This is a genomic window from Streptomyces kunmingensis (genome assembly GCF_039533535.1).
Classification (GTDB): domain Bacteria; phylum Actinomycetota; class Actinomycetes; order Streptomycetales; family Streptomycetaceae; genus Streptomyces; species Streptomyces kunmingensis.
The window spans coordinates 430,833-451,967 of record NZ_BAAATS010000028.1 but is presented as its reverse complement, the minus strand read 5'-3'; the positions used below and the strand labels follow the sequence as shown (position 1 = coordinate 451,967).

The following is a 21,135-nucleotide window of genomic DNA, read 5'->3' as shown; positions in this document are numbered from 1 at the left end:
AGCGATCGCTCTCTTACCCGACCTGTGGTGCGCCGGTGGTGAACTTGTATCCGGCGAAGTCGGCGATGTGGGTGTACCCGATGCGTTGGTATAGGGCGTTGCTGGTGGGGTTGGCCGGGTCCGTGTACAGGACGACGTCCGTTGCGCCTGCGTCCAGCGCGGCCCGGCTCGCTTCGACCGTGACGGCGCCCGCGTAGCCGCGCCCGCGCAGGTGAGCCGGGGTGTAGACGGGGTCCACCCGGACCATGCCGCCGACGACCGAGGTCGCGGCCGCCATCGCGACGGGGGTGCCGTCCGGGGTTTCCCAGAACGTGAAGTGCCTGTCGCCGAAGCGTGAGTCGTCCCAGGATCCGGCGTCTATCAAGTCGATGGAGGGCTGCTCCCCGACATCGACGCAGAACTCGCGGCACCAGCGCACGACTTGCTCACGATCCAGCCCGCTCGTCATGCGGCCCCGGCCCTCCGGGCGCGGCTGCGGCGGGGTGAGCGTGCCCAGACGGTAGAGATGCGTCCGCCAGAAGAGTGCCGGCGTCGCCCCCGTGTGCCGCTGCCATGACGTGGCGAAGGCGTCGGCAGTGTCGTGCTCCCCCATCACATCGGACGGCGAGTGGCCGAGGCCTGCCAGGTGAGCAGCGAGGGCGTGAGTCTGCTCGACGGAAAGGGAGGTGAGGCTCAGGCGGCCGCGGGGAGTGAGATAGAAGATCGCGCAGATCTCTCCTTGTGACTCCAGTCGGCCGAAGACGGTGGCTTCGGCGTCACGTCCATCGGCCCCGCGTACGCGCAGTTTCGCGATCTCCGTCAGCGGCGTGTTGTGGAGAGCGGGGCGCGAGCGCAGGAAGTCCCCGGCACAGGCGAGGAATTCGTCGACGTCTTGAGTGAGGTGCCAGGCATCTGTGGGCATGCCTCATGATCCCGGACGTCATCGGCCCAGTCGCGCCAGATGGTGCGCGGGTCGCCGTAGAGGTCCTCAAGGTCGTCGCGCAGCGACCACAGGACCAGGACGGGGCAGTCGATCCGTGCACCACGGGCGCGGTCGGACTCCTCGTGTCGGCGGTCCACGGTGAGCCCGGCGCGGTAATCCTCCAGCATGGCGCGGACGACATCCGGATTCCTGGCGGCGGCCCGCCACTCGTCGTGATTCTCCTGCCCCAGGACCTTGGGGTCGCCTGGTACCAGGCGTCGGGATCGGCGTTGATGACGCGTTCGGGGATCTCCGGCTGGGCGAAGAAGAACCAGTGCCATAACGCGGTGGCGAACCGGGCATCCGCACGGGTCAGGTGCTCGCTCAGGGGCAGACCGTCCATAAACGACACTCGAGTCACCGCGGAGGGGCGGTCCAGCACCAGCCGGAGCGCCACGGCGGCTCCGCGATCGTGGCCGACGAGCCCGAAGCGCTGGTGCCCGAGCGCCTGCATGACCTCGACCATGTCCTTGGCCACGGCACGCTTGGAGTGGGGTGCATGATCGGAAGCGGGCGCCGGGCCGCGGGAGCGCCCGTAACCGCGGAGGTCGGGGCAGACGACGGTGAAGCCGCGCCGCACCAGGACGGGCGCGACCCGGTGCCAGGTCGCCGACGTGCGCGGATGGCCGTGCAACAGCAGGAGAGGCGGGCCCTCGCCCCCGTACCGAACGAAGACGGAGGCCGCGTCGGTGCGCACCGTCCTGGTGGCGAACTCCTCGAACACGTAATACCCCTTCCCGCTCCGGGGCCCGGTCCGCGATCCCCCGTCCCGCCTGCCCATGATGAGACCTGGCATCCCTCCGGGCGACCGAGGAGCCGGGCTCCGAACGTCCCGAGGCACTCACTCGGGGGCGGGCCCCCTTCCCGCGCCGGCCACCCGCGCACGGGCACCGGCCGGAGTACCCGTAGCGTCCGCTCCATGATCGCTCTCGAAGCCCTCGTGCGCCTCTGCCCGCCGCCTGTCGAACCGCGGCCGGCAGTGAACTGGGCACAGGCCGAACGCACCATGGGTACGGGTCTGCCGGCTGACTACAAGCAGCTCGTCGAGGCATACGGCGACGGCATCTTCGACGACACGATCTGGCTACTCGTTCCCGACTCCGCCTACAGCGACTGCGACCTGCGCGCGCAGACGACGGAGCGGGACGAGGTGTTGGCCGACTTGTGGGAGTTCGAAGCGAAGCCTGCCGGCCTGCTGGAAGCGGGGGCGCGGGTCCTGCCGTGGGCTTTCGAGGAGGGCACAGGGGCCTTCCTGTACTGGCTGGTTCGGCCCGGCCGGCACCCCGACGAGTGGACCGTGCTCTACAACGAGGGCCGCGGACCCCTGTGGGAACACCACGACATGGGGTGCTCGGCCTTGTTGCTGGCGGTGCTCACAGGAACGGCGGAGACGGAGTACTTCGGCCATCTCCGCGACGTGCGAAAGCCGACGGAGCACCGTTTCGTGGCGGCCGGCCAGGCCCTCGGAGCGTCTGGCCGCTGACGCCGTCCGAGCACCGTGCCTGGCCGGTCCGGCCAGGCACGGTGCTCAGGTCTCGCAGGCCCATGTACTTCTAAAGCCGCGGCTGCCGGTCAGTCCGGTCAGGGGCTCCTGTTCGTCCGCTGCTCAACATGCCGGGCGGAGTGGTCCGTCACGGGATTTCCCCGGAGATTCGCATCCCCGCATGGCCAGGGGCCCTCAGCCAGGTGGCCCAGCGGGCTGTGGAAGACGAGCACCTCACTGTTCAGGGAGACGACCACGCGGCCGTCAGCCAACAGCAGCGTGCGGCCCATCACGTTCCGGTCGTCGCCCATCGCGAACAACTCGTGCAACGCCAAATCCGCGTCGACGGCGAGGAGTTTGCCGTCGCGCCAGAACACCGTGGTGCCCTCGCGGTCCATCGCGGGACACGACGTGTAGTACCCCGTCAGCGAGGGTCCGTCCACCAGCGTGTTGCCCTGGGCCAGTCGCCGGAACCGCGACGTCGACGGCAGAACATTTTCCAGTTCAGGGCCGCAGATGGTGCCCTGTTCGTTGACGAGCATCGCTCCATGACTGGCCCACCGGGCGGTCTCGCCACCCTCCCGGTCGTAGCGGCTCGTTGTGAACGCCCCGTATCCCTGGGAACCGATCAAGAACTCGCCCGGCCCCGCTATCGCCTTCCGGCCCGTAGGCGCGGGAGAAGTGACCGAGACGATCTCGCCGCTGTCCAGGTCGAGGAAGAAGGTCCTTCCGATCCCGCTTCGTGTGTCGGTGAAGCCGGCAGCAACCCTGTCGCCCGACACAAGCAGCGGGTCCCAGCGATCGACACCGACCTCTTCCGGCACCCAGGGCCGGAGCGGGCGCTTTTCCCAGCCGGTCTCCACGCCCATCCCGACCACACCCGGATGCGACACGGCGCCGAGCACGATCGGCGTCGACCACAGACACGTTCCCTCTTGCGTGTACCGGGCTACGCGAGGCTGCGGCCGGGGAGTCTGCTGGGTTCCCAACCCGCGTAGCAGGCGGGAGGCGCCGGCCCAGGCGATACAGAACCCGTCGTCGAGCAGGACGAACGCGCCGACCTCGTCGTCGGGCCCACACTCCGGGGCGACCGTCCTGCCGGTGGATCCGTCCGGAAGGACGCCCTCCAGGACCCGGCCTGCCTGATCCGGGTATGCGACCCAGAGCACGCCGTCCGTGGACAGGCGCGAACGCGGCCGTCCCGTCCCGGCGAAAGTCCGCTGCCAAGCCACCGAGCCCGCGAGGTCGACCACCGTCACGACCGTCTCCGAAGGGCTCGCACCGTAACTGGTCACGTACAGCGGGCCGGACGGATCGGGCGAGGCCACGGACCATATCTGGCCGGGCATGGCAATACACGACGACAGAGACATGCGCCCGCATCCTGCCGCATGTCACCACCCCCTGTCAGCCAAACGATCAACGTCCCCTCCACGGGCCGGCAGTACGCTCAGCCGGGCCAGCGACGACCGCGCTCAGTCACAACAGTGGTGGTGGGCACTGTGGTCGACACCGCGGTCCCGTCGGGATTGGCATGCGACCTGGATCACTGCTTGCCGTAGGGAGGCCACAAGTAGCCCGGGCGGCCCGTCGGTCGACAGCATGGGTCGGTGCAACGGAATCCGGAACGCGCCCGCGCGGAGCGTGTACGGCCACGGCTCAACGCACGCGGCCGCCCGGGCCCCACCCGCCGCCTTCACCCCCGTTATGACGTCTTACGATACGTCGGTCCTCCGGTGGAACCGGATCACCGTGCGGCAAAGGGAATCCATGCGCCTGTCCAGCTACGTCAGAACTGCCGCCCTGGGCGCGGCGTCGATCCCCCTTCTCGCCGGGTGCGCGGGACAACAGGGCGCGGGCGGGAGCGTGGAGCGAGCCGCGGAGAGGCCTGCCTCGTGGACGGACCTGCCGGTGCGGACCGGCGCACGCGATGTCGTCCACACAGACACCCAGCACCGGTCGTACAAGGTCAGGATCACGGTCAAGAGCCTGGTCCGAGGTTCACAGGAGGACATGCGGGGGGCACGCGTGGACAAGGGGCTGAAGGGCATGGTCCCCCATTACCTCAGCTTCGAAGTCACCAACACCGGCCGGAAGAAGATCCCCGCCGCCTACATGGCAGACAGCGAACTCGCCCTGAACGGCACCGACTGGACGCGCGGGGAGGAGGTCTACGTCACCGGCGGCAGTCCGGGCGGGGACGGCCTGCCCTGCGAGGACAGCGCGCCGAAGGCGCTGACACCCGGCGACTCGTACGACACCTGCGTGACCTACGCGCTGCCCGAGGGCGTCGGCGTGCTGTCGCTGGCGCACAACCCCGACGGCTACCTCGACGAGGGCGGCCCGGTCGCCACCTGGCCCGTCGATGGCGGCCTCAAGGCGGCGTCCGCCCACCTGGCGGAGCCGGGCGACAGCGTCCGCGTCCGGTGGGACGACCCCGAGGACGGTGTCCTCGAACTGCCCGCCACGCTGGTCTCCGTACGCCGGGGCAACGCGGCCGACCTCACGGGCCTGGACCTCGACCTCAACGAGAACGAGCGGCGCGGCGTCCCGTACTACGTGTCGGTCACCTACACCAACACCGGGCCGAAGGACCTCTACGCCGACCGGGCCGACCACGTCCGCCTCCTCACCGAGGGCGGCCGGCAGATACCGGGCAAGACCCCCTTCGTCCGCGACACGAAGATCCCGGGCTGCCCGTCCGACTGGGTCGCCCGAACGGTCCCGCCGGGCGACAGCGTGACGGAATGCAGCATCCACCTGGTGACGGACGACGACGACAAGCCGTTCGCGGTGGGTTTCGCGGAGGCGGACCGGCCGGGACTGGTGACCTGGCGGGCTCCCCTGAACTGAAGCACTTGTTGTAGGCGTCGCCAAGACCTGTCGCTCGGCGTTCGTACGGTGTGGAAGGGGCGTGGAAGCGGATGGCCGTGCAAGAGGCCGGAGTGCACGTCACGGTCCCTACGCTGCGGGCGCGGGCCGCGTCTCCTCGCCCGCCCGCGTCCTGATCAGCCGCCCCTCGACCGTGCCGATGACCAGGTCACCGTCCGGGCCCACGCTCAAGCAGGTCGGTGTGTAGACGTGCCCGCCCAGGGCCAGCGGACTGCGCCGTACCACCGTGCCCGCATCGGCTTGCAGCGTGAGCAGCTCGCGGGCCCCGGTCACGGCGTGGACGAGACCGCCGTGCACATCGAGCCCAGCGATCCGAGCGTCGAAGCGGTGCGCCCAGACCACGGCGCCGTCCGGGTAGGAGCGGCGTACGAGATGGGTGCCGTCGGTCGTCGTGCACGTGTGGACCAGTCCCGGCCCGGCGTCGTCGTCGACGTACACGGCCGGGCCGCCGTCCAGGCGACGGCCGAGAGAGTCGTCCCAGGCGAACCGGAACAGCCGCTCAACGCCGTCGGGGCAGGCGCGCACGACCCACTTCTCCAGCACCTCCGGCCGCACATCCGCTTCGCCGACGCCGTAGAGGAAGAGCAGATGGGGCGAGCGCCCCACCGGGAAGTCGTAGTCACTGCCGCTCTCCCCCAGCGCCAGGGTGGCCAGTTGCCGCCCGGACGGTGTGAGCACGACGCTCTCGTACGGGGGCCACCGTGCGTCGGGGAACAGTTCCCTGGAGTCCCGGGCCACCCAGGCGCCGTCCGTGCGCGCTGCGAGGGCCACCGGGAAGTCGAGCCGGAGTTCGGCCAGTTGAGCACCGTCGGCGAGGGCGAACCGGCACAGCCGGGTGCGCCGGTGGTCACTGGTGCCGACGAGGACGGTGATCCAGACGCTCTCCTCGTCGGGGGTGACGTACCAGCGGCAGCCGCTGCGCTCGAAGGTGTCCTCCGGTTCCGGCACGGACCACTGCAGGGTGCCGTCCGGGGACCAGCACTCCAGCAGGGGGCCGCCGCTCTTTGCCGCGGCGAGCACGCGGCCGTCCCGCACTGTCTTCACCAGGGCCGTCGCAGTCCGGTGGGACCAGACCAGGCCGCGCTCGGCGGCTGTGGCGGCGAGGAGTTCCCGGGGCCGGCGGATCCGCGGTTCCTCGACGGTGGGCCAGTCGATCTCCACGGGCACCTGTGGCCAGGAGACGAGCGCCGCCAGCCGGCCGGCCGTGATGGCGGCCCAGTCGTCGTGCTCCGCGACGGCTCGCGTGTACGTCTCCCGGCCCTCGTCATCGTCATCGATCACGGGCCGGGCGAACATCACCTCCAGGCGGCACGCGTCCCGCCAGCGCAGACCGGTGACGCTTGCTCCGGCGACGACCACGTCGGTGCGGCGCCGTACCTCCGGCTCGTACAGGTGGAGCCCGCCGCGGCGGTCGAACTCGTCGTCGGACTCCTCCGTGCCCACGGCGAGCACGGGCAGCACCGGATGGAAGGCGAGCGTTTCGACGCCGTACTCCAGCACGAGCTGATCCCACAGGGCGAGATCACTCGTCCGGTAGACGGCGATCCGGCCCCGCTCGCCGCGTCCTCCCGTGATGCAACTGACGGCGATCCAGCGGCCGTCCGCACTTACGTCGGTGGTGAACGGGTGGCCGATCTCGGGGAACGGGTCGTCGGGTACCAGGCGCATCGCAGGAGCCTATCTGCGCCGCCGCGCGTGTCCGTGGGCGCCCGCCGCGGGCGCCCACCGGCCGGACATCGCGGAGGCATGAACGACATCCGCTCATGGCGCCGAAGGACACCTGAACGCATGTCCGAAAACGCGCGAAACTTTTTCGAAACTTTCGACTGTTACGGGGTTCTGGGTCAGGACTGCGCCCCACGCGAGACAGCCTACTTGCGGGTATATCACTGGTAACTGCGACGGCAATTGTTTCGGGATTCGTACCGAAACTCTTGACAGTTGGCAGGGTCAGATCAAAGCTGTCGCCGTCACGAGGTACAGGAGGAGGCACACATGAAGGACACCCCCGTACACCGGTTCAGGTGGCTCGTCAGCAGTCTCTGCGCCGCACTGCTGGTCGCTGTCGCCGCGCTGGCCCTGCCCGGCAGCGCGCACGCCGACACGGTCGTCACCACGAACCAGACCGGGACCAACAACGGGTACTACTACTCGTTCTGGACCGACGCCCCCGGCACGGTCTCCATGAACCTGGGCTCCGGCGGCGGCTACAGCACCTCATGGAGCAACACGGGAAACTTCGTCGCCGGCAAGGGCTGGGCCAACGGCGGGCGCAGGACCGTGACGTACTCCGGGACGTTCAACCCGTCCGGCAACGCCTACCTGGCCCTTTACGGCTGGACCTCGAACCCGCTCGTCGAGTACTACATCGTCGACAACTGGGGGACCTACCGGCCCACGGGCACGTACAAGGGCACCGTCACCACCGACGGCGGTACGTACGACATCTACAAGACGACGCGGTACAACGCACCGTCCGTCGAGGGCACCAAGACCTTCGACCAGTACTGGAGTGTGCGGCAGTCGAAGCGGACGGGCGGCACCATCACCACCGGCAACCACTTCGACGCGTGGGCCCGCGCCGGAATGCCGATGGGCAGCTTCAACTACTACATGATCATGGCGACCGAGGGCTACCAGAGCAGCGGCAACTCCAACATCAACGTGGGCGGGACGAGTTCGGGCGGTGGCGGAGGCGGGGGTGGCGGCGGGTGCAGTGCGGCTCTCTCCGCCGGGCAGTCGTGGAGCGACCGCTACAACCTCAACGTCACCGTCAGCGGCTCCAGCAACTGGACCGTCACCATGAACGTCCCCTCCCCCGCCAAGATCCTCTCCACCTGGAACACCAGCGCCAGCTACCCCAGCGCCCAAGTCCTGACCGCCAAACCCAACGGCAACGGCAACACCTTCGGCGTCACCATCCAGCACAACGGCAACACCACCTGGCCGACCGTCTCCTGCAGCACCACCTGACCCCCGCCCCCTCGATGCCGAAGGAGCACACACCATGCGTGCCCGTTCCCTGATCGCGAGATCGGCTGTCGTCGCCATGGCCGCCGCGAGCACCCTCACCCTTCATGCCGGCGCTCCCGCGCAGGCCGCCGCCTGCACCGGGTACGTCGGGCTCACCTTCGACGACGGCCCGTCCGGCTCCACCCCGGCCCTGCTCAACGCGCTGAAGCAGAACGGGCTGCGGGCCACGATGTTCAACCAGGGCCAGTACGCCGCCGCCAACCCGGCACAGGTGCGGGCGCAGGTCAGCGCCGGGATGTGGGTCGGCAACCACAGCTACACGCATCCGCACCTGACCACGCTCGGGCAGGCGCAGATCGACTCGGAGATCTCCCGGACCCAGCAGGCCATCGCCGGCGCGGGCGGCGGGACGCCGAAGCTGTTCCGGCCGCCGTACGGCGAGACCAACGCGACGGTGAAGGCGGTCGAGGCCAAGTACGGCCTGAAGGAGATCATCTGGGACGTGGACTCGCAGGACTGGAACAACACCAGTGCCGACGCGATCGTGGCGGCCGCGGGCCGGCTCACCAACGGCCAGGTCATCCTGATGCACGACTGGCCCGCCAACACCCTCGCCGCGATCCCGCGGATCGCCCAGGGGCTGGCCGCGCGCGGTCTGTGCGCCGGAATGATCTCGCCGACCACGGGCCGCGCCGTCGCCCCCGACGGCGGCTCCGACGGGGGCGGCGGCAACGGCGGTGGCGGGTGCACCGCGGCTCTCACCGCCGGGCAGTCGTGGAGCGACCGCTACAACCTCAACGTCGCCGTCAGCGGCTCCAGCAACTGGACCGTCACCATGAACGTCCCCTCCCCCGCCAAGGTCCTCTCCACCTGGAACACCAGCGCCAGCTACCCCAGCGCCCAGGTTCTGACCGCCAAACCCAACGGCAACGGCAACACCTTCGGCGTCACCATCCAGCACAACGGCAACACCACCTGGCCGACCGTCTCCTGCAGCACCACCTGACCCCCAGCCCCTACCGGTTCACCGGCCGCGACCGGCCTGATGCGGGTTCCCGGACGTCACTCAGCCCGGGAACCCGCGACCGGCAGCCGCAGGGCCGCGACGAGCCGGTCCACGTCCTCCTCGCTGGTGTAGGGAGCGAACCCGACCCGTACGCCGCCTTCGGCGCCCAGGCCGAGGTCCTCCGCGGCATGCACGGCGTAGAAGGAACCGGCAGGGGCGTCGACGCCGTGGGCGGCCAGGTGCCGGGCGATGTCGGCCGGGCGGTGGCCCTCCACCGTGAACAGCAGGATCGGGGTAGCTGACGCGGGGCGGCCGTGCACGGTGATGCCGTCCAGGCCCGCGAGTCCGTCCTCCAGGCGCTTCGACAGGGCGTGCTCGTGCTCCTCCAGGGCCGCGAACGAGGCGGTCAGCCGCTCGCGGCGGCTCCGCCCCCGCGCGTCCGGGTCGAGGTCCGCGAGGAAGTCCACCGCGGCGTGCGCGCCGGCCAGCAACTCGTAGGGCAGCGTGCCCAGTTCGAAGCGCTCGGGCACCCGGTCACTGGACGGGAGCAGCTTGTCCGGGCGCAGGGACTCGAGGAGTCCGGCCCGACCGGTCAGCACGCCCAGGTGCGGGCCGAGGAACTTGTACGGCGAGCAGACGAGCGTGTCGGCGCCCATCGCGGCCAGGTCGACGAGGGCATGCGAGGCGTAGCCCACGGCGTCGACGTGGAACAGGGCGCCCGTCCCGTGGACGAGGGCGGCGATGGCGGGCAGGTCGGGACGCGCGCCGGTGAGGTTGGAAGCGGCCGTGACGGCGACGAGCCGGGTGCGCCCGGACAGCTGCGCCTCGATGTGCTCGGGGCGCAGCTCGCTCGTCGACGGGTCGAAGTCCGCCCACCGCACGACCGCGCCGGCCGACTCCGCGGCCTGCACCCACGGCCGGATGTTGGAGTCGTGGTCGAGCCGGGTCACCACGACCTCGTCGCCGGGAGCCCAGGTCTTGGCCAGCGTCCGCGACAGGTCGTAGGTGAGCTGCGTGGCGCTGCGGCCGAAGACCACGGTTTCGGGCGCGGTTCCGAGCAGGTCGCCCAGGGCGGCGCGCGCACCGGCCACGACGCGCTCCGTGTTGCGCTCGCCCTCGGTGGTGTGTCCGCGGTTGGCGAGAGGGGCGGTCAGCGCCGCGACCATGGCGTCGATGACCGGTTGCGGCGTCTGCGTACCGCCCGGCGCGTCGAACCGGGCGGAGCCGGACGCGAGCGCGGGGATCTGTGCGCGGATCGCGGCTATGTCGAAGGGCATGCGTCAACTCCAGGGGTGGCTGGTACGCCGTATGGCTGCGACGTACACAGAGTCTCTCCTACTACCCGGCGCCCCGGACCGCCTACTGGCCCCGGACGGCCGCGTGCATGGGAACCAGTCCTGAGGCGAGCACCGGCCCGGTGCGACGAAGTCGCGCGTGCGATCCCAGCGATGGCTCGCGCGAACGTGCGGCTCCGAACCGCCGGCGGCACCGAAGCGGCCGCCGGCGGCGCACTTCATTCCGGGGTCACCCGGTGATGCCCGCGGCGCGTACGACGGTCTGCGTCACGGTGTTGCCGCGGCTGTCTCCGGCCTGCACGCGCAGCGTGAGGTACTGGGCCGAGGCGGGGGCGTGCAGGGCGACGCTCACCCTGCCGTTGCCCCAGCCGCTGAGCCGGGCCGTGGTCCAGGTCGCGCCGTCGTCGTAGGACAGCTGGACCTTGGAGGTGCGCAGCGCCGCGTTCGAGGCGCCGTCCAGGTGTGCCGGCGTGATGAGCAGCGAAGCGTCGCCCGCCGCCTTGCCGTCGGCGGATGTGGGGAGCGCGTAGTCGATCTGGACCAGCGGGAGTGGTGCGCTGTCCTCCTTGTCGCGGGGCTGGGCCGAGGTGAAGGTCCACTCGGTGCGGGTGGCGGTCGAGTAGGGGAAGGCGGCCGTGGCGGTCCGTTTCGCCTCGTGCACCAGCCGGTAGGTGTTCTTCTTCGCCGGCACGGTCGCCGTCAGTCCGGCGCCGCCTTCGGCGACCAGGGTTCTGTCGCGGTACAGCGTGGTCTCCTGGGTCGTGTCGCTGCTGCCGAACGGCGTCCAGTTGACGTGATCGCCGCCCGAGTCGCCCCACGAGGGCAGGGTGACGTCGATCTGGTTCTCCGTGCGGGTGGGCGCCGCGACACTGCCGTTGATGCGCGGTCTGACGACGGGCCCGAACCACTCCACGTCCGTGGTTCCGCCCGCCGGATAGGTGACGGCCCCGGAGGCGCTGTACGCCAGCGACTGGAGCTCGCCCTCCTCGCTCCATGAGAAGGACTTGTCCGTGCTGACGTAGTCGGTGCGGTGCGCGCCCGCGGTGCTGAGCCGGTTGCTGCCGACCCGGTAGGCGGTCCAGGGGTGGCCGTCGTAGCGGTTCTCGTAGATCTCGCGGCCGGTGGGGTTGTTGTACGTGGTGTTGACGCGGGCCAGTTGGCCGTCCCTGGGGGCGTAGACGAGGTTCGTCGGTGTGCGGCCTTTCCAGGTGTGGACGAGGTCGTAGAGGTAGTCGGTGTCGGGGCGGGACACGGCTTTCAGCGGGACGCTTTTCGTGGGGCTGGCGTCGACGCGTGCGAGGAGTTTCTCGCCCTCGGTGCGGGACAGGCCCACCACTTCGATGGACGATTTGATGATGGCCTCGCGCAGGCGTCCGTCGAGGTCGTTGACGAACAGCAGCAGTCTGACGCCGGCCTTCTGCGCGGCTCTGATCTGGTCGTCCGCGGTGTCCTCGTCGTCGGAGTCCCAGGGCACGACGGCGGCCTTGCCGGCGGCGTCGATGTCCTCGTAGTCCTCTGCCAGGCCGTCACCTGGGTGGATGAGATCGAGGTCGTAGTCGTCCTCGGGGAGCTTCGAGGACCCCGGCATGATCCACAGGTCGTCGAACCTCTGCTTGCCGGAGGTGACCGTCAGCAGCGGTTCCTGGTTGCGCCAGCGGGCGGTGACGTACTGCTCTCCGTCGCTCGCCTTCGGGGTGGGGGCTGTCCACATGCTGTCCCAGCCGTCCCCGATCAGGGTGCTGTCCAGGACGGAGGTGCCGTCGTCGAACGCGCGGTAGTAGTCCAGGCGCCGGGAGGAGTTCTCGGTGCTGCGCGGTGTGACCGCGGAGATCTCCCGCAGCTCGGTGCCGTCGAGGACCAGGTCGGTGGCGCCTGTGATGTCCACCTGCGGGATGACCACGCGGGCGTATCCGGCCGAGGAGGCGCCGTGGGTGCCCTCGACGCGGAAGTCGGCGTAGACGGTGTAGCGGCCGGGCGGCAGGAGCTCGTCCGAGCTGCCTCCGTCGAAGAGCTGGTAGCCCGCGTACTCGTCGCCTTCGCGGAAGAAGGTGAGGGCGCCCGCGGCGGGTTCGCCGGAGCGTCCGGTGATCGTGCTGCGGACGTGGAAGAGCTGCTGGCGGGTGCTGACGCCGAGGAGCGTCCGGGTCAGCACGGCTCCTTCGGCGGACGCGGTCAACCTGCCGGTCCAGCGCTTGAGTTGGCCCGCCTTGGCCGGGTCGGTGGTGACGGTGACGCTCGCCGTGCCGTGCGCGGGGACTTCCAGGCGGTCGTCGGAGACGGTGAAGACGCCCGCGGGTACGCCCGGTGCGTCCACGGCGAGGTCGACGGTGACGGCCTCGTTGCCGGTGTTGGTCCAGGTCACCGTCTTTTCCACACTGCCCGTGGCGTCGCCGGGCGAGTGGATGCCGGCGTCGACCGTGCCGGTCGCGGTGAGGGGCGCGGTGGCGGCCTTCGCGGCGTTCACACGACCGTTGCCGCCGTCGTCCGCCGAGATGTCGGGTGTGGCCTTCACGGTGCTGACCAGGGCGTCCTTGATGCGGCTGCCGGTCCAGTCGGGGTGGGCGGCGGCCACCAGCGCCGCGACGCCCGCCGCGTGCGGGGTCGCCATGGAGGTGCCGCTGAGACTGATGTAGGCGCCGGAGCCTTCGCTGAAGTACTGCGAACGCGCGGCCAGGATGCCGACGCCGGGTGCCGTGATCTCCGGTTTGAGGGCGTCGTCGCCGTAGCGGGGCCCGCGGCTGGAGAAGTCGGCGAGGGCGTCGGAGGAGTCGACCGCGCCGACGGTCAGAGCCGCGTCGGCGGTGCCGGGCGATCTGACGGTCTGGGCGCCCGGGCCGTCGTTGCCCGCCGCGATCGTGAACAGCGCGCCGGTCTCGGCGCTGAGGGCGTTGACAGCCTCGGCGAGGACGGTCTCACCGTCGGCGTTCACGCTGCTGCCCAGGCTCATGCTGACGACACGGGCGCCTTCGTCACGGGCGGCCCACTCCATACCTTCGAGAATCCACGAGTCGTACCCGAACCCCTCGTCGGAGAGGACCTTGCCGACGTGCAGATCCACGCCCGGGGCCACCCCCTTCTCGGTGCCGTCGGATGCCGCGCCGCTGCCCGCGATGGTGGAGGCGACGTGCGTGCCGTGGCCGTTGCGGTCGGTGACGTCCTGCCCGGGGACGAAGCTGTCGCTGTCCTCGACCACGTCCTCGAGGTCGGGATGGGCCTGGTCGTAGCCGGTGTCCAGGACGGCGACATCGACGCCGTCGCCGGTGTTGCCACCCGCCCACACCTCGGGTGCGCCGATCTGGGCGACCGAGTCGCTGAGGGTGGCCTCGACCTTGCCGTCGAGCCACACCTTGGCGACTCCGCCCGCTAACCCGGCATTGCCGCCGGGGGCTCCTCGGGCCTCGACACGTGTGCCGGTGAGTTCGTTCCACAGCGCGCCGGTGTCCTTGCGGTCCGCGGCGAGGGCCACGCCGTTGACGCTGGTCAGCGGTCTCACTCCGGTGACACCGGCGGGCATCGCGACCGCGCGTCTTCGCAGTGTGGACGCGGAGGCGTCCTTGCCGCCGTAGGTGACTATGAGGGGCAGGTGGTCGAGCGAGGCGTCGTCGTAGCCGTCGGCCACCAACCGGGTGACGTTGAAGAGCTGGTCGTCCAGCACACCGGAGGCCAGGTAGGAGCGGGCGGAGTCGGGATAGACATACGTGTCTCCGCCCACCGTCAGCACGCGGGCCGCGCCCGGCTCACCGTCGGGCCCCTGCACCGTGAGTGTGCCGGGGCCGCCGCCGGCGGTGGGGGTGATGGTGACCTTGTCGCCGGTGATCAGGGTGACGACCGACGTGGCAACGTTGTCAGCGGAGCGGGTCGCACCCTTCGCGCCACCGCTGTGCGGGATGTCTGCGGATGCGGTCACCTGCGGGGTCGCCGCGGTGACCAGGAGGGCGGCCGCGAGCACGAGCAGGCGGCGCCTTCTTCCGGACGAATGGAGAGTCAAAGGATCCCCTCGACTTGAATGAATGTTCAGGCCGCCGGAAATCTATGCCTCGAAGTCGATCTCGGGAAGACCCCGAAGTATCGGCAGCAGCTTGGCAACACGCATAAAACACACGGGCGTTGCGGTGGCGGCCTACACCCCCGAGAACGCGTCACTTCCGTCAGCGCCTTCCACTGATCGGCCGCCCGGCGCCCCTACTGGACGTGTGAGTTACTGTCTCGCACCATGACCTGGCTGGAGGCGCAGAGGCCTCGGCACTGAACCGTCGCCCACCAGTCACATACGTACAGCAGCAGGACTGAAGAGGATGGGGAACATGGAGCAGCGGGCCTTCGGCAGGAGCAAGCAGCAGGTGTCCGTGGTCGGCTTGGGCACCTGGCAACTGGGGGCCGACTGGGGCGATGTGAAGGAGGAGGACGCCCTGGAGGTGCTGGATGCCGCCGTCGAGTCCGGGGTGACCTTCTTCGACACCGCCGACGTGTACGGGGACGGCCGCAGCGAGCAGCTCATCGGCCAGTACCTGCGCCGGCGCCCGGACGCGGACGTCCTGGTGGCGACGAAGATGGGCCGCCGCGTGGAGCTGGACCCGGCGCTGTACACGCTGGACAACTTCCGCGCCTGGACGGACCGTTCGCGCCGCAATCTCGGTGTGGACCGGTTGGACCTGGTGCAGCTGCACTGCCCGCCCACGCCGGTGTTCTCCTCCGACGCCGCCTTCGATGCCCTGGACACCCTCGTGGAGGAGGGCCGGATCGCGGCGTACGGAGTGAGCGTGGAGACCTGCGCGGAGGCGATGACCGCTATCTCCCGCCCCGGCACCGCGAGCGTACAGATCATCTTCAACCCGTTCCGGCTCAAGCCCCTGGAGGAGGTGCTGCCCGCCGCGGCACAGGCCGGGGTCGGCATCATCGCCCGAGTGCCGCTCGCCAGCGGGCTCCTGTCCGGCCGGTACACCAAGGACACGGTCTTCGCCGCGAACGACCATCGCACCTTCAACCGGCACGGCGAAGCCTTCGACCAGGGAGAGACCTTCGCGGGCGTCGACTTCGCGACGGGCGTCGAGGCCGCCGCCGAGTTCTCCGCACTGGCGCCCGAAGGTGCCAGCCCGGCACAGACGGCACTGCGCTGGATCATCCAGCAGCCGGGCGTCACCTCCGTCATCCCCGGCGCCCGCAACCCTGAGCAGGTCCGTGGCAACGCCCGGGCCGCCGCCTTGGCTCCGCTGCCGCAGTCGGCGCTCGACGCCGTCCGGGCCCTGTACGACGACAAGATCCGCGGCCAGGTGCACCAGCGCTGGTAACGGCACGTGACTCGCAGGGCCTGATCGTCAGGCAAGCGGTCGATGTTCGTCGAGGACACCGGGGGTGTCGTGCAGGACCACGCTCTGGTGCAGCGGAATGCGTCCCATGCCGATGTCGTACATCGGTGAGTTCTGATCCCCCGTGCCGAAGGCGATGCCGAACGCCAGCTTGAGGTCGCCGGGAACGCCGAGCGACTCGCGGACCGTGTCGGCGTAGACGCCGAGGACGGCCTGCGGGATGCCGTGCAGGCCCCTGGCGGTGAGGGAGAGCAGGAAGTTCTGGGCGTACATGCCGATGTCACCGCCTGCGCGTACCCCGTCGCCGAGTTGAGGCATGAAGAGGAGGGCGACGTGGGGCGCATCGTAGAAACGCAGGTTCTCGCGGATCACTTCCTTCCGGCCTTCCACGTCCGAGCGCGCTACGCCCCGTGCCCCGTAGACGAGGGCGGCGTGCTGGAACGACCGCTCGTGGTGGACGCCGTCGCCGTAGTCGCCGGTGAAGTCGGGCGAGGTCCGGCCGTCCTCGTACGCCTTGAGCAGTTCCTTGCTCAGCGCGTTTCGTGCCGCGCCCGAGACGATGTGCACAGTCCAGGGCTGGGTGTTGCTGTTGGAGGGGGCGGTCTGCGCGTCTTCCAGTACGCCCCGGATGTCCGCCGGGGACAGCGGGGTCGGCAGGAACTGTCGGGGCGAGTGCCGGGCGCGTACGAGGTCGGAGAAGAGGGAGGCGGTGCTGGACAAGGCGGTTCCTTTTCTGGGCGTTCGGTGCGGATCACCGGGGCCGGGCGTGTCGGCGGTGCAGGGAGCGGTTCGGTTCAGGGGGCTGCGCCGGCGTGAGCACCGGGGCGGGAGCGGCAGAGCGTTCCGTCCGGCGGTCTCGCTCACGCGGGGCCTCGTCGGGGGCGGCTCCGTGCGGTGCGGCGCTGACCGGGGCTGTGCGGGCCGCCTCGAATACCGTTCGATCGTCGGCAGTGGCGGCGGCGCGAATATGGAGATAGTCTCCGTTTCGTAGGGCGACGATACGGAGACAGTCTCCGCTTTGTCAATGAGAGGTGAGAGCGCACATGAGCGAGGCGGGTACCGACGGGCGCCGGGTACGGACGGACAAGCAACGCAACCGCGTGCACATCCTCGAGGTCGCGGAGCAGTTCTTCGCCGAGCAGGGCATCTCCGGTTCCATGGACGCCATCGCCAAGCGGGCCGGTGTCGGCGCGGGCACCCTCTACCGGCACTTTCCCAACCGGGAGGCACTGCTAGCCGCTCTGCTCCAGGCCCGCAACGAGGAGTTGGAGGCCCGTCGCGACGCCATCCGGCGCGAGGAGAGCGACTCCAGCGACGCACTCGCCCAGTGGCTGGACGCGCTGGGTGAGTGGGTGACCGCCTTCGACGGCCTGCCCGAACCCTTGCGGGTCGCGCTGACCGAAGACACGTCCCCCCTGACGATCACCTGTCAGGGCTTCATCACGACCACCGAGGAGTTCCTCGGCGCGGCGCAGCGCGACGGCGGCGCTCATCCATGGGTGCGGGCACGCGACCTGTTCCTCAGCACCCTGGCGACGGCCTGGGCCCGCAGCGCCGCCCTGGCCGACGAGTCCTCGTCCGAAGGGCTCAGTACCCTCATGCGGTCCGGGTGGGAGAAATCGGTGGACGGAACAACACCCGGGGCCTCGTAGCCCCGCCGACGCAGGCCCAAGGCGGGCGGCGCGTACGGCGTGAAAGTCGCCGCGGCATCGCCTGCGCCCAGAGCGTTCAGAAGGTGCGCTCGGCCACCTTCACCCGCCGGCCGGTCCGCAGCGCGGCGCGCAGCTTGTCGGCCGCCAGCGGCGCGGCGGGGGCCTCGAGAATCTGCTCGACCGGCACGGCGGGGTCGGCGCAGTAGAGCCGGGTGTAGGCGTCGGACTCGGGATCGAAGCGCCAGCTCTCGGCCAGGGTTCCGGCATCCACGGTGTCGAAACCGAGCCGGCCGACCAGCTCCGCCGCCCGCACCTTCGCGGCGGAGTCGTCGCCCGCGACGGGCAGGGCACTGCGGTCCGGGGCCCCGGCGGGCCGAGCGAGCTGGGGGATGTGGTGGGCCAAAATGTTGTTGAAGGCCTTCACCAGCCGGGCTCCGGGCAGCAGTTGCTGGATCAGCTCGGCGGTGGTGACCTCCTCGGAGTCGATTTCGGCGACCCGGCCGTCGCGGTAGGGGTAGTAGTTACCGGTATCCAGCACGATCCGCCCTTCCAGCAGGCCGTCGGGCAGGGCGCGGTACGCGGTCATCGGGATGCTGAGCAAGCTCGCCTCCCCGGCGCTCGCGGCCTGATCGACGGTACCCGCGCGGGCACGCGGCCCCAGCTCCTCGACCAGGCCGCCCAGGCTCTGCGGGCCGCGCGAGTTGGCGATCACGACCTCGATGTCCGCCGCCACCGCCAGCCGGGCCACCGCGGATCCGATGGCGCCGCTTCCGATGATTCCCAGGGTCTGCATCGCTGTGTCGCTCCTTGGTTCCTGTGTCGCTTCGTTCTGTCCCGAACCCGGTGGTCGGGTGGTGGTCGCTCGTAGCTTCGCGGTCAGGCGGGCGCCGCGGGGGCGGGAGCGCCGCTGATACGTGAGCGGGTTCAGGCTTCCCTCGTCGCGTTCCGCGGCCACGGCGTGAAGGTGGTGGAGGCGGTCTGACCGTCGAGATCCACATCCAGGGCCGGGGTGTCCGCGAAGAACAGGAGCTGGATCCTGCCGCGCTCGGCTGCCTGCGCGTACCGCACGAACTGGTCCATGTCCGTGTAGCTGGACAGGTTCGCCCCGGGCAGCCGCCACGCCCCGGGTTCGGCTCCGTAGCCGCTGGTGAACTGCATGCACAGAAGCATCTGTCGGCTTGTCATGATCGCTTCTCCGACGCGTTGAAAAAGCGGAGAGTGCGTCCGCTTCATTGCGCTCGACGATACGGAGACGCTCTCCGATTTGTCAAAGCCGAGGCCCCGAGGAGGGCGGGGAGGACTTCGTAGCGGTTCCTGGGCTGATCACCGGCCCGACGAAGTGCGCGAACGGCTCGTCGCGGCCGGCGGCATGACAGGCGAACTGGCACCGCCCACGCGGGAGAAACGGATCGGTGTCATCCCTCGGTCAGTTGCTGGACGACCTTGAGTGCCTGACCCGCTCCGTCCTCGGTCATCAGGTGGTGCGCCGCCTCTGCGGCGGCTCGACTGTATGCCTGCTGTTTCACTACTCGGTGAAGTGAGTCGGCAAGCCGTTCGGCGGTGAGGGATCGGAAGGGGATCGGGTCCGTGGCGGCGCCGATGGCGGCAAGCCGCCCCGCCCAGAACGGCTGGTCCGCGGTGACCGGTACGGTGACCGCGGGCACTCCGGCGCGCAACGCGGCGGCCGAGGTGCCGGCCCCGCCATGGTGGACCACCGCAGCCAGCCGTGGAAACAGCAAGGCGTGCGGTACGTCCCCGATGGTGAGCACGTCGTCCCCGTCGGCGGCGAGCTGGGCACTGCCGGCCTGGAGGATGCCGCGCAGTCCTGCGCGGCGCAGGGCTCGCACGGCGATCTCGCTCAGCCGTTCCCCGTCGCCGGACGCCATGCTCCCGAAGCCGATGAGGACGGGCCGGGGTCCGGCCGTCAGGAAGTCCTCGAGTTCGGTGGGCAGTTGCTCGGTCGCGGCGTGGTGGGGCCACCAGTTGCCCACGATCTCCAGGCCCGGGCGCCAGTCGGAGGGGCGGGGCACCAGGGCCGTGCTGAAGCCGTGCACGATGGGCCAGTTCGCCTGTTCCTGGCGTCGACGCATTGCGGAAGGTGAGGCCGGGGGTAGCTGGAGGCGGTGGCGCAGCTGTGCGACGGCCTGTTCGTAGACGCGGTCGGCCATCCGCAGTGCGAAGCGTCCGGTTGCCCGGTTGGCGAGACGGCCCAGTGAGCGGGAGCCTGTGACGACGGGCGGGAAGTCGCCGGTAGGTGCGGTGGGTTGAAGGTACACCCCGAGGCTCGGTGTGCCGGTGGCCTCGGTGAGGTGCCAGCCGAGCGGAGCCGTGGTGGTCGACAGCAGGAGCAGGTCCGTGCCGTCGTCCACCACGTCGGCGAAGCCCTGACCCAGGTCGGTGATGAACGCGGCGGCGGTGCGCATCAGTTCCCGTTTGCCTGTGACGCCGCCGCGCGCTCGTGTGTCGGCGGGGAGGCTGCGAAATTTCAGCCCTGCGTCGCGCACTAGGGGTGCGAAGGTGTCGGTGGTGGCGAGGGCGACGTCGTATCCGGCCCGGCGCAGTTCGGCGCCCAGACCTGTGTAGGGCGCGACGTCGCCGCGCGATCCGGCCGCGGCGATCAGGATCCTCATCGATTCTCCTCGGAATCGGAAGCGGCGGGGCCGGCTGGGTGGCGGGCCGCGTTGGCGTGCACCGCCTTGCGCGTATAGGCGGCCAGGCCCGGGCGTTGCTGCGACGGCGGTACGACCAGGGCGAAGGCGCGCGGGTCGGCGACGAAGTCGTCCGCGATGCGCCGGTGCCTGTCGGGCGGGCAGGAGGTGAACCATCGTGAGATGTGCAAGCGGTGCTCCTCGGCGAGGTCCATGGCCCGCTCGCCGGTGCTCGGCTCCCCCTCGTCGAAGGCCGCGAGCAACTCCGCGCGCCAGACGGCGGCCTCGCCCATGAGCCGGCGCCAGTCCTCTTTGGTGTGAGCGGCCGCGCGCGCCATCGCCTCGCGCTGTCCCTCCGAGCGCGCCCACTTCAGCTCTGCCTCGGTGGCGTAGCTCAAATCGAAGGTGATCTCGCCGAAGACCTCGAAGCGTTCCTGCGGAGTCAGGGACACCCCGGTCCTCTGGACCTCCATCGCCCGTTCCGCCACCTCGACCAGCCGCTGCAGCCTGGCTATCTCCTCGCTCAGCTGCCGCTGCCGGGCCTGAAGCCGCTCCAAGGGGTTCACCTGCGGATCCTTGAAGATCGCGGCGATCTCTTCGAGGGGGAAGCCGAGCTCACGGTAGAAGAGGATCTGCTGGAGACGGACCAGGTCGGCCTCACCGTAGAGCCGGTATCCGGCGGGGCTGCGGTCACTGGGCGAGAGCAGCCCCGCCTTGTCGTAGTGGTGCAGTGTCCGCACCGTCACCCCGGCGAACGCCGAGACCTGCCCCACGGAGTAACTCATCCACCTGCCCTTTCGTCAGTACTCAGCCTCAAGCCTGACGTAAGGGGAGGGTCAACTCGCACTCGCTGGCCCCGGAGGTGAAGGCGGTGGCCCCCGCATTCACGCCCCGGGTCGAGCCACGGTGCCGCCCGGCT

Annotated in this window: 16 protein-coding genes and 1 pseudogene; 6 read left to right on the top strand and 11 right to left on the bottom strand. The window is 70.2% G+C overall.

Annotated elements, in window-relative coordinates:
* Positions 1 to 13: 13 nt before the first annotated feature.
* Both ABD366_RS33035 and ABD366_RS33030 read right to left on the bottom strand, forming a co-directional pair.
* A complete protein-coding gene (locus ABD366_RS33035) occupies positions 14 to 901 on the bottom strand; it encodes a GNAT family N-acetyltransferase (RefSeq protein WP_324770823.1) in 888 nt (295 codons plus the stop codon).
* A gap of 208 nt (positions 902 to 1,109) precedes the next feature.
* A pseudogene (locus ABD366_RS33030) lies at positions 1,110 to 1,742 on the bottom strand (alpha/beta fold hydrolase); the annotation flags it as partial.
* A 138-nt stretch (positions 1,743 to 1,880) separates the two neighbouring features.
* Between ABD366_RS33030 and ABD366_RS33025 the strand changes: the two are divergent.
* Complete coding sequence (locus tag ABD366_RS33025; RefSeq protein ID WP_324770824.1) at positions 1,881 to 2,444, top strand: SMI1/KNR4 family protein; 564 nt, start codon at positions 1,881 to 1,883, stop codon at positions 2,442 to 2,444.
* A gap of 98 nt (positions 2,445 to 2,542) precedes the next feature.
* Here the strand turns inward: ABD366_RS33025 and ABD366_RS33020 are convergent, their stop codons facing one another.
* A complete protein-coding gene (locus tag ABD366_RS33020) occupies positions 2,543 to 3,793 on the bottom strand; it encodes a hypothetical protein (RefSeq protein ID WP_324770825.1) in 1,251 nt (416 codons plus the stop codon).
* A 421-nt stretch (positions 3,794 to 4,214) separates the two neighbouring features.
* Between ABD366_RS33020 and ABD366_RS33015 the strand changes: the two genes are divergently transcribed.
* The gene (locus ABD366_RS33015; protein WP_324770827.1) at positions 4,215 to 5,297 is read left to right on the top strand and encodes a hypothetical protein; all 1,083 of its coding nucleotides are present in this window, start codon (positions 4,215 to 4,217) and stop codon (positions 5,295 to 5,297) included.
* A gap of 108 nt (positions 5,298 to 5,405) precedes the next feature.
* Here the strand turns inward: ABD366_RS33015 and ABD366_RS33010 are convergent, their stop codons facing one another.
* On the bottom strand, positions 5,406 to 7,004 hold the full coding sequence (locus tag ABD366_RS33010; RefSeq protein ID WP_324770829.1) for a hypothetical protein: 1,599 nt from the start codon (positions 7,002 to 7,004) through the stop codon (positions 5,406 to 5,408).
* Positions 7,005 to 7,331: 327 nt separating this feature from the next.
* Between ABD366_RS33010 and ABD366_RS33005 the strand changes: the two genes are divergently transcribed.
* Complete coding sequence (locus tag ABD366_RS33005; RefSeq protein WP_324770831.1) at positions 7,332 to 8,309, top strand: glycoside hydrolase family 11 protein; 978 nt, start codon at positions 7,332 to 7,334, stop codon at positions 8,307 to 8,309.
* A gap of 34 nt (positions 8,310 to 8,343) precedes the next feature.
* Complete coding sequence (locus ABD366_RS33000) at positions 8,344 to 9,315, top strand: polysaccharide deacetylase family protein (protein ID WP_324770832.1); 972 nt, start codon at positions 8,344 to 8,346, stop codon at positions 9,313 to 9,315.
* Positions 9,316 to 9,371: 56 nt separating this feature from the next.
* Here ABD366_RS33000 and ABD366_RS32995 read toward each other — a convergent pair whose 3' ends face one another.
* A complete protein-coding gene (locus tag ABD366_RS32995) occupies positions 9,372 to 10,592 on the bottom strand; it encodes a cysteine desulfurase-like protein (RefSeq protein ID WP_324770833.1) in 1,221 nt (406 codons plus the stop codon).
* 247 nt (positions 10,593 to 10,839) lie between these two features.
* On the bottom strand, positions 10,840 to 14,598 hold the full coding sequence (locus ABD366_RS32990; RefSeq protein ID WP_324770834.1) for a S8 family serine peptidase: 3,759 nt from the start codon (positions 14,596 to 14,598) through the stop codon (positions 10,840 to 10,842).
* Positions 14,599 to 14,914: 316 nt separating this feature from the next.
* On the opposite strand from ABD366_RS32990, the gene ABD366_RS32985 reads away from it, so the two are divergent.
* Complete coding sequence (locus ABD366_RS32985; protein WP_411293759.1) at positions 14,915 to 15,898, top strand: aldo/keto reductase; 984 nt, start codon at positions 14,915 to 14,917, stop codon at positions 15,896 to 15,898.
* 27 nt (positions 15,899 to 15,925) lie between these two features.
* Here ABD366_RS32985 and ABD366_RS32980 read toward each other — a convergent pair whose 3' ends face one another.
* Positions 15,926 to 16,636: a nitroreductase gene (locus tag ABD366_RS32980; RefSeq protein WP_324770837.1), complete on the bottom strand. Its 711-nt coding sequence runs from the start codon at positions 16,634 to 16,636 to the stop codon at positions 15,926 to 15,928.
* Between the two features lie 323 nt (positions 16,637 to 16,959).
* Here ABD366_RS32980 and ABD366_RS32975 point away from each other — a divergent pair, with 323 nt between their 5' ends.
* Positions 16,960 to 17,568 carry a TetR/AcrR family transcriptional regulator gene (locus ABD366_RS32975; RefSeq protein WP_324770838.1) on the top strand — a complete coding sequence of 203 codons (609 nt, stop codon included), beginning with the start codon at positions 16,960 to 16,962 and terminating at the stop codon, positions 17,566 to 17,568.
* 76 nt (positions 17,569 to 17,644) lie between these two features.
* Here ABD366_RS32975 and ABD366_RS32970 read toward each other — a convergent pair whose 3' ends face one another.
* The 4 genes from ABD366_RS32970 to ABD366_RS32955 form a co-directional block, all read right to left on the bottom strand.
* Positions 17,645 to 18,523: an NADPH-dependent F420 reductase gene (locus tag ABD366_RS32970; RefSeq protein WP_324770840.1), complete on the bottom strand. Its 879-nt coding sequence runs from the start codon at positions 18,521 to 18,523 to the stop codon at positions 17,645 to 17,647.
* On the bottom strand, positions 18,493 to 18,753 hold the full coding sequence (locus ABD366_RS32965) for a hypothetical protein (RefSeq protein WP_324770841.1): 261 nt from the start codon (positions 18,751 to 18,753) through the stop codon (positions 18,493 to 18,495). Before ABD366_RS32965 ends, ABD366_RS32970 begins: the two co-directional genes overlap by 31 nt.
* 230 nt (positions 18,754 to 18,983) lie before the next feature.
* Positions 18,984 to 20,198: a glycosyltransferase gene (locus tag ABD366_RS32960; protein WP_324770843.1), complete on the bottom strand. Its 1,215-nt coding sequence runs from the start codon at positions 20,196 to 20,198 to the stop codon at positions 18,984 to 18,986.
* Positions 20,195 to 21,001 (bottom strand): MerR family transcriptional regulator, encoded by an 807-nt coding sequence (locus ABD366_RS32955; protein WP_324770845.1) that lies wholly within the window; start codon positions 20,999 to 21,001, stop codon positions 20,195 to 20,197. Before ABD366_RS32955 ends, ABD366_RS32960 begins: the two co-directional genes overlap by 4 nt.
* Positions 21,002 to 21,135: the final 134 nt, after the last annotated feature.

What these genes read in the sequence shown, in the direction of transcription:
- ABD366_RS32985 (WP_411293759.1), top strand. Translation starts at nt 14,915, where the DNA reads ATGGAGCAGCGGGCCTTCGGCAGGAGCAAGCAGCAGGTGTCCGTGGTC.
- ABD366_RS32995 (WP_324770833.1), bottom strand. Translation starts at nt 10,592, where the DNA reads ATGCCCTTCGACATAGCCGCGATCCGCGCACAGATCCCCGCGCTCGCG.
- ABD366_RS32960 (WP_324770843.1), bottom strand. Translation starts at nt 20,198, where the DNA reads ATGAGGATCCTGATCGCCGCGGCCGGATCGCGCGGCGACGTCGCGCCC.
- ABD366_RS33005 (WP_324770831.1), top strand. Translation starts at nt 7,332, where the DNA reads ATGAAGGACACCCCCGTACACCGGTTCAGGTGGCTCGTCAGCAGTCTC.
- ABD366_RS33025 (WP_324770824.1), top strand. Translation starts at nt 1,881, where the DNA reads ATGATCGCTCTCGAAGCCCTCGTGCGCCTCTGCCCGCCGCCTGTCGAA.
- ABD366_RS33035 (WP_324770823.1), bottom strand. Translation starts at nt 901, where the DNA reads ATGCCCACAGATGCCTGGCACCTCACTCAAGACGTCGACGAATTCCTC.
- ABD366_RS33015 (WP_324770827.1), top strand. Translation starts at nt 4,215, where the DNA reads ATGCGCCTGTCCAGCTACGTCAGAACTGCCGCCCTGGGCGCGGCGTCG.
- ABD366_RS32975 (WP_324770838.1), top strand. Translation starts at nt 16,960, where the DNA reads ATGAGCGAGGCGGGTACCGACGGGCGCCGGGTACGGACGGACAAGCAA.
- ABD366_RS33020 (WP_324770825.1), bottom strand. Translation starts at nt 3,793, where the DNA reads ATGCCCGGCCAGATATGGTCCGTGGCCTCGCCCGATCCGTCCGGCCCG.
- ABD366_RS32965 (WP_324770841.1), bottom strand. Translation starts at nt 18,753, where the DNA reads ATGACAAGCCGACAGATGCTTCTGTGCATGCAGTTCACCAGCGGCTAC.
- ABD366_RS33000 (WP_324770832.1), top strand. Translation starts at nt 8,344, where the DNA reads ATGCGTGCCCGTTCCCTGATCGCGAGATCGGCTGTCGTCGCCATGGCC.
- ABD366_RS33010 (WP_324770829.1), bottom strand. Translation starts at nt 7,004, where the DNA reads ATGCGCCTGGTACCCGACGACCCGTTCCCCGAGATCGGCCACCCGTTC.
- ABD366_RS32955 (WP_324770845.1), bottom strand. Translation starts at nt 21,001, where the DNA reads ATGAGTTACTCCGTGGGGCAGGTCTCGGCGTTCGCCGGGGTGACGGTG.